Annotated in this window: 2 rRNA genes; both read right to left on the bottom strand. The window is 57.1% G+C overall.

Annotated features, from left to right (window positions below):
• Positions 1-61 precede the first annotated feature (61 nt).
• Positions 62-3182, bottom strand: a 23S ribosomal RNA gene (locus tag CCN72_RS22075).
• A gap of 301 nt (positions 3183-3483) precedes the next feature.
• A 16S ribosomal RNA gene (locus CCN72_RS22070) occupies positions 3484-5008 on the bottom strand.
• The 16S and 23S rRNA genes sit together here, the layout of an rRNA operon.
• Positions 5009-5287 lie beyond the last annotated feature (279 nt).

The following is a 5287-nucleotide window of genomic DNA, read 5'->3' as shown; positions in this document are numbered from 1 at the left end:
AACATTCAACCAGCAATGGTTGTTCGTGGTTTCAGAACCAACACAGTGGACGCGAGCAACTGAGGACAAGCCCTCGGCCTATTAGTACCGGTCACCTCCACCAGTTACCTGGCTTCCAGATCCGGCCTATCAACCCAGTCGTCTACTGGGAGCCTTACCCCATCAAGTGGGTGGGAGTCCTCATCTCGAAGCAGGCTTCCCGCTTAGATGCTTTCAGCGGTTATCCCTCCCGAACGTAGCCAACCAGCCATGCCCTTGGCAGAACAACTGGCACACCAGAGGTTCGTCCGTCCCGGTCCTCTCGTACTAGGGACAGCCCTTCTCAAGACTCCTACGCGCACAGCGGATAGGGACCGAACTGTCTCACGACGTTCTAAACCCAGCTCGCGTACCGCTTTAATGGGCGAACAGCCCAACCCTTGGGACCGACTCCAGCCCCAGGATGCGACGAGCCGACATCGAGGTGCCAAACCATCCCGTCGATATGGACTCTTGGGGAAGATCAGCCTGTTATCCCCGGGGTACCTTTTATCCGTTGAGCGACGGCGCTTCCACAAGCCACCGCCGGATCACTAGTCCCGACTTTCGTCCCTGCTCGACCCGTCGGTCTCACAGTCAAGCTCCCTTGTGCACTTACACTCAACACCTGATTACCAACCAGGCTGAGGGAACCTTTGGGCGCCTCCGTTACCCTTTAGGAGGCAACCGCCCCAGTTAAACTACCCATCAGACACTGTCCCTGATCCGGATCACGGACCCAGGTTAGACATCCAGCACGACCAGACTGGTATTTCAACGACGACTCCACCCACACTGGCGTATGAGCTTCAAAGTCTCCCAGCTATCCTACACAAGCCGAACCGAACACCAATATCAAACTGTAGTAAAGGTCCCGGGGTCTTTCCGTCCTGCTGCGCGAAACGAGCATCTTTACTCGTAGTGCAATTTCACCGGGCCTATGGTTGAGACAGTCGAGAAGTCGTTACGCCATTCGTGCAGGTCGGAACTTACCCGACAAGGAATTTCGCTACCTTAGGATGGTTATAGTTACCACCGCCGTTTACTGGCGCTTAAGTTCTCAGCTTCGCCCCACCGAAATGGAGCTAACCGGTCCCCTTAACGTTCCAGCACCGGGCAGGCGTCAGTCCGTATACATCGCCTTACGGCTTCGCACGGACCTGTGTTTTTAGTAAACAGTCGCTTCTCGCTGGTCTCTGCGGCCACCCCCAGCTCAGACCGTAAAGGTCATCACCGAGTGTGGCCCCCCTTCTCCCGAAGTTACGGGGGCATTTTGCCGAGTTCCTTAACCATAGTTCACCCGAACGCCTCGGTATTCTCTACCTGACCACCTGAGTCGGTTTAGGGTACGGGCCGCCATGAAACTCGCTAGAGGCTTTTCTCGACAGCATAGGATCATCCACTTCACCACAATCGGCTCGGCATCAGGTCTCAGCCTTATATGAGAGGCGGATTTACCTACACACCGTCCTACACCCTTACCCCGGGACAACCACCGCCCGGGATGGACTACCTTCCTGCGTCACCCCATCACTCACCTACTAACCGCTCGGTTCAGCGGCTCCACCACTCCCCTCAACTCCGAAGAGATCAGGGCGGCTTCACGGCCTTAGCATCACGATGCTCGATGTTTGACGCTTCACAGCGGGTACCGGAATATCAACCGGTTATCCATCGACTACGCCTGTCGGCCTCGCCTTAGGTCCCGACTTACCCTGGGCAGATCAGCTTGACCCAGGAACCCTTAGTCAATCGGCGCACACGTTTCTCACGTGTGTATCGCTACTCATGCCTGCATTCTCACTCGTCAACCGTCCACAACTACCTTCCGGTGCTGCTTCACCCGGCAGACGACGCTCCCCTACCCATCACAGCACCCGTTGGGGCTATTGCTGCAATGACACGACTTCGGCGGTACGCTTGAGCCCCGCTACATTGTCGGCGCGGAATCACTAGACCAGTGAGCTATTACGCACTCTTTCAAGGGTGGCTGCTTCTAAGCCAACCTCCTGGTTGTCTGTGCGACTCCACATCCTTTCCCACTTAGCGTACGCTTAGGGGCCTTAGTCGATGCTCTGGGCTGTTTCCCTCTCGACCATGGAGCTTATCCCCCACAGTCTCACTGCCGCGCTCTCACTTACCGGCATTCGGAGTTTGGCTAAGGTCAGTAACCCGGTAGGGCCCATCGCCTATCCAGTGCTCTACCTCCGGCAAGAAACACACGACGCTGCACCTAAATGCATTTCGGGGAGAACCAGCTATCACGGAGTTTGATTGGCCTTTCACCCCTAACCACAGGTCATCCCCCAGGTTTTCAACCCTGGTGGGTTCGGTCCTCCACGAAGTCTTACCTCCGCTTCAACCTGCCCATGGCTAGATCACTCCGCTTCGGGTCTTGAGCGTGCTACTGAATCGCCCTGTTCGGACTCGCTTTCGCTACGGCTTCCCCACACGGGTTAACCTCGCAACACACCGCAAACTCGCAGGCTCATTCTTCAAAAGGCACGCAGTCACGAGATGCAGCAAGCTGCATCCGACGCTCCCACGGCTTGTAGGCACACGGTTTCAGGTACTATTTCACTCCCCTCCCGGGGTACTTTTCACCATTCCCTCACGGTACTATCCGCTATCGGTCACCAGGGAATATTTAGGCTTAGCGGGTGGTCCCGCCAGATTCACACGGGATTTCTCGGGCCCCGTGCTACTTGGGTGTCTCTCAAGCAAGCCGCTGACATTTCGACTACGGGGGTCTTACCCTCTACGCCGGACCTTTCGCATGTCCTTCGTCTACATCAACGGTTTCTAACTCGCCCTACGGCCGGCAGACCGGAGAAGAGAGATCCCACAACCCCGCACACGCAACCCCTGCCGGGTCTCACACGCATACGGTTTGGCCTCATCCGGTTTCGCTCGCCACTACTCCCGGAATCACGGTTGTTTTCTCTTCCTGAGGGTACTGAGATGTTTCACTTCCCCTCGTTCCCTCCACACTGCCTATGTGTTCAGCAGCGGGTGACAGCCCATGACGACTGCCGGGTTTCCCCATTCGGAAACCCCCGGATCAAAGCCTGGTTGACGACTCCCCGGGGACTATCGTGGCCTCCCACGTCCTTCATCGGTTCCTGGTGCCAAGGCATCCACCGTGCGCCCTTAAAAACTTGGCCACAGATGCTCGCGTCCACTGTGCAGTTCTCAAACAACGACCAGCCACCCATCACCCCACCAACCGAAACTGGTGAGTGCACTGGGGCCGGCGACTGAAGGAAGATCATTCCCTCAGACACCCAACAGCGTGCCCGACACCCCTCGCTGACAAGATCCGCGTTCCACGCCGAAGCAGTACTGGCGTTCTCATCATCCGAAGTGTGCCGAGTAGTCAACGTTCCACCCATGAGCAACCAGCATCAGACATTCGCTGATGTACTGGCCTCTGACCGAGCGAACTCGGTAAGAAGTGCTCCTTAGAAAGGAGGTGATCCAGCCGCACCTTCCGGTACGGCTACCTTGTTACGACTTCGTCCCAATCGCTGGTCCCACCTTCGACAGCTCCCTCCCACAAGGGGTTGGGCCACCGGCTTCGGGTGTTACCGACTTTCGTGACGTGACGGGCGGTGTGTACAAGGCCCGGGAACGTATTCACCGCAGCAATGCTGATCTGCGATTACTAGCGACTCCGACTTCATGGGGTCGAGTTGCAGACCCCAATCCGAACTGAGACCGGCTTTTTGAGATTCGCTCCACCTCACGGTATCGCAGCTCATTGTACCGGCCATTGTAGCACGTGTGCAGCCCAAGACATAAGGGGCATGATGACTTGACGTCGTCCCCACCTTCCTCCGAGTTGACCCCGGCGGTCTCCCGTGAGTCCCCAGCACCACAAGGGCCTGCTGGCAACACGGGACAAGGGTTGCGCTCGTTGCGGGACTTAACCCAACATCTCACGACACGAGCTGACGACAGCCATGCACCACCTGTACACCGACCACAAGGGGGGCACTATCTCTAATGCTTTCCGGTGTATGTCAAGCCTTGGTAAGGTTCTTCGCGTTGCGTCGAATTAAGCCACATGCTCCGCCGCTTGTGCGGGCCCCCGTCAATTCCTTTGAGTTTTAGCCTTGCGGCCGTACTCCCCAGGCGGGGAACTTAATGCGTTAGCTGCGGCACCGACGACGTGGAATGTCGCCAACACCTAGTTCCCACCGTTTACGGCGTGGACTACCAGGGTATCTAATCCTGTTCGCTCCCCACGCTTTCGCTCCTCAGCGTCAGTAATGGCCCAGAGATCCGCCTTCGCCACCGGTGTTCCTCCTGATATCTGCGCATTTCACCGCTACACCAGGAATTCCGATCTCCCCTACCACACTCTAGCTAGCCCGTATCGACTGCAGACTCGGGGTTAAGCCCCGAGCTTTCACAATCGACGTGACAAGCCGCCTACGAGCTCTTTACGCCCAATAATTCCGGACAACGCTTGCGCCCTACGTATTACCGCGGCTGCTGGCACGTAGTTAGCCGGCGCTTCTTCTGCAGGTACCGTCACTTTCGCTTCTTCCCTGCTGAAAGAGGTTTACAACCCGAAGGCCGTCATCCCTCACGCGGCGTCGCTGCATCAGGCTTTCGCCCATTGTGCAATATTCCCCACTGCTGCCTCCCGTAGGAGTCTGGGCCGTGTCTCAGTCCCAGTGTGGCCGGTCGCCCTCTCAGGCCGGCTACCCGTCGTCGCCTTGGTGAGCCATTACCTCACCAACAAGCTGATAGGCCGCGGGCTCATCCTGCACCGCCGGAGCTTTACACCATCAAGGATGCCCAAGATGGTCATATCCGGTATTAGACCCCGTTTCCAGGGCTTGTCCCAGAGTGCAGGGCAGATTGCCCACGTGTTACTCACCCGTTCGCCACTAATCCACCCCGAAGGGCTTCATCGTTCGACTTGCATGTGTTAAGCACGCCGCCAGCGTTCGTCCTGAGCCAGGATCAAACTCTCCGTGAATGTTTACCGGTAATCCGGTGCACATCCGAAGAGCGGAACAGTCGGAGGAATAGTCCGACCGTTCACAGCGTCCTCGCTGTGTTTATTTCAAAGGAACCACGTCCCGGTCGTGATGACCGGAGACGGGGTATCAACATATCTGGCGTTGACTTTTGGCACGCTGTTGAGTTCTCAAGGAACGGTCGCTTCCTTTGTACTCACCCTCTCGGGCTTTCCTCCGGGCTTCCCTTCGGTGTTTCCGACTCTATCAGATCCTTTCGGCTCCGATTTCCTCGGTGC

This window comes from Streptomyces murinus, assembly GCF_002154555.1.
GTDB classification, from domain to species: domain Bacteria; phylum Actinomycetota; class Actinomycetes; order Streptomycetales; family Streptomycetaceae; genus Streptomyces; species Streptomyces murinus.
Note: the sequence above shows the minus strand (reverse complement) of the source record. Positions and strands in the feature narration are given on the sequence as shown.